This is a genomic window from Actinoallomurus acaciae, from assembly GCF_042429965.1.
GTDB classification, from domain to species: Bacteria; Actinomycetota; Actinomycetes; order Streptosporangiales; family Streptosporangiaceae; genus Actinoallomurus; species Actinoallomurus acaciae.
Window position 1 is genome coordinate 1 of record NZ_JBHLZP010000823.1, and the last position, 2,480, is coordinate 2,480.

General features: G+C 70.7%; 2 protein-coding genes. Both read left to right on the forward strand.

All coding sequences use genetic code 11. From position 1 onward, the window contains the following. The coding region (locus ACFFNX_RS47555) for an EamA family transporter (RefSeq protein WP_378213015.1) at positions 1 to 516 on the forward strand (516 nt) is incomplete at its 5' end. 129 nt (positions 517 to 645) lie between these two features. Next, positions 646 to 2,286 carry a fumarate hydratase gene (locus ACFFNX_RS47560; protein ID WP_378213016.1) on the forward strand — a complete coding sequence of 547 codons (1,641 nt, stop codon included), beginning with the start codon at positions 646 to 648 and terminating at the stop codon, positions 2,284 to 2,286. Positions 2,287 to 2,480 lie beyond the last annotated feature (194 nt).

A 2,480-nucleotide genomic window follows, 5' to 3' on the forward strand; every position in this document is an offset into this window, starting at 1 on the left:
CTGCTGGCCCTGCCGCTGCTGCCCCGGCTCGGCGCCGTGCGGGTCTCGGCCTACTCGGCGGCCGCGGCGGTGCCGATGCTGCTGGCCGCCGGGCTGGCCGTGGACGGCAGGTCGGTGCTGCGGACGCCGACGTGGGGCGAGGCCGCGGGGCTCGGGTACCTCTCGCTCGTCGTCACGGCCGCCGCGTTCATCGCCTGGTACGACGCGCTGGGACGGATCGGCGCCGACCGGGCCGGGCTGTTCGCCGGGCTGATCCCGATCAGCGCGGTGGCGACCACGATGGCGCTCGGACTGCGGTCTCCGGGCATCGCCGAACTCGCCGGGGCCCTTCTCGTCGGCCTCGGAGTGATCGTGGGCCTCAGACGATCAGCGGAACGGCCACTCGCGGTTGCCGCCCCGGCGCACCATCACGATCCAGCCGATGACGAAGAGGGTCACCAGGACCAGGCCCACGACGATCAGCACCCCGAAGATCGCCGCTTCGTTGCCGAAAAGGCCGCTGATCACGGCGTGTGACATCAGAACCATGATTCCCCCAAAGCGGACATACCCCTGTTGGGTGGAACCAAGACCCTCGTCCATCCCGTCGACGGGCCGCTCTACCCTGGTAGCTCTCACCCACACGTGCCGCCTGTGAGGAAACCGATGTCCGAGTTCGCCTTCACCGAACTGCTTCCGCAGGGTCCCGACGTGACCGAGTACCGCCTACTAACGACCGACGGCATCAGCGAGCTCGGCGCCGGAGACCGTACGTTCCTCCAGGTGGAACCGGAGGTGCTGCGGCTGCTCACCGAGACGGCGATCCACGACATCTCACACCTCCTGCGGCCGGCCCACCTCGCGCAGCTCCGCCGGATCCTCGACGACCCCGAGTCCTCCCCGAACGACCGGTTCGTGGCCCTGGACCTGCTGAAGAACGCCAACATCGCCGCCGCGGGCGTCCTGCCGATGTGCCAGGACACCGGCACCGCGATCGTCATGGGCAAGCGCGGGCAGCACGTCCTCACCGACGGCGACGACGAGCGCCACATCGCCCGCGGCGTCTACGACGCCTACACGCGCCTGAACCTCCGCTACTCCCAGCTCGCGCCGCTGAGCATGTGGGAGGAGAAGAACACCGGCAGCAACCTGCCGGCGCAGATCGAGCTGTACGCCACGCAGGGTGACGCGTACAAGTTCCTCTACATGGCCAAGGGCGGGGGCAGCGCCAACAAGTCCTTCCTCTATCAGGAGACCAAGGCCGTCCTGAACCCCAAGCGGATGCTGGCCTTCCTGGAGGAGAAGATCCGCTCGCTGGGCACCGCGGCCTGCCCGCCGTACCACCTGGCGATCGTCGTGGGCGGCACCAGCGCCGAGTACGCCCTCAAGACCGCCAAGTACGCCTCCGCGCACTACCTGGACACCCTGCCGACCTCGGGCGGCCCGGCCGGGCACGGCTTCCGCGACCTGGACCTGGAGCAGCAGGTGTTCGAGCTCACCCAGCAGCTCGGCATCGGCGCGCAGTTCGGCGGCAAGTACTTCTGCCACGACGTCCGCGTGATCCGGCTGCCCCGGCACGGCGCGTCCTGCCCGGTGGCGATCGCCGTGTCGTGCAGCGCCGACCGGCAGGCCCTCGCGAAGATCACCCGCGACGGCGTCTTCCTCGAGCAGCTCGAGCCCGACCCGGCGCGCTTCCTGCCCGACACGACCGAGGACGACCTCGAGGGCGACGTCGTGCGCATCGACCTCAACCGGCCGATGTCGGAGATCCGCGCCGAGCTCGGCCGATACCCGGTCAGGACGCGGCTGTCGCTGAGCGGCCCGCTCGTGGTCGCCCGCGACATCGCCCACGCCAAGATCAAGGAACGCCTCGACGCCGGCGAGCCGATGCCGTCCTACCTGCGCGACCACGCCGTCTACTACGCGGGCCCGGCCAAGACGCCGGAGGGTTATGCCAGCGGCTCCTTCGGCCCCACGACGGCGGGCCGGATGGACTCCTACGTCGAGCAGTTCCAGGCGGCGGGCGGATCGTTCGTCATGCTGGCCAAGGGCAACCGGAGCAAGCAGGTCACCGACGCCTGCAGGGCGCACGGCGGCTTCTACCTCGGCTCCATCGGCGGACCCGCCGCGCGGCTCGCGCAGGACTGCATCAAGAAGGTCGACGTGCTGGAGTACCCCGAACTCGGCATGGAGGCCGTCTGGAAGATCGAGGTGGAGGACTTCCCGGCCTTCATCGTCGTGGACGACAAGGGCAACGACTTCTTCGCCGACACGACGGGCCCGCTGCTGACCATCGGCCGCCGCTGACCCGTGTCCCGGCGGCCCCTCAGCCGCCGGGGCCCTTCGCCTCTCCTGCGGCCCGCCGTCGCCCGGGTTTCCGCGCCGGGCCGAGGCGTCCCCCGGGGAACGGCTGAGCGGAGGAGCTCCGCGCCGTGGAGTGGCCGGGCCTCGGGCTCCGGCGAGGCGCCCACCGGCGTGGAGTGACCATGCGGTGGGCGGCG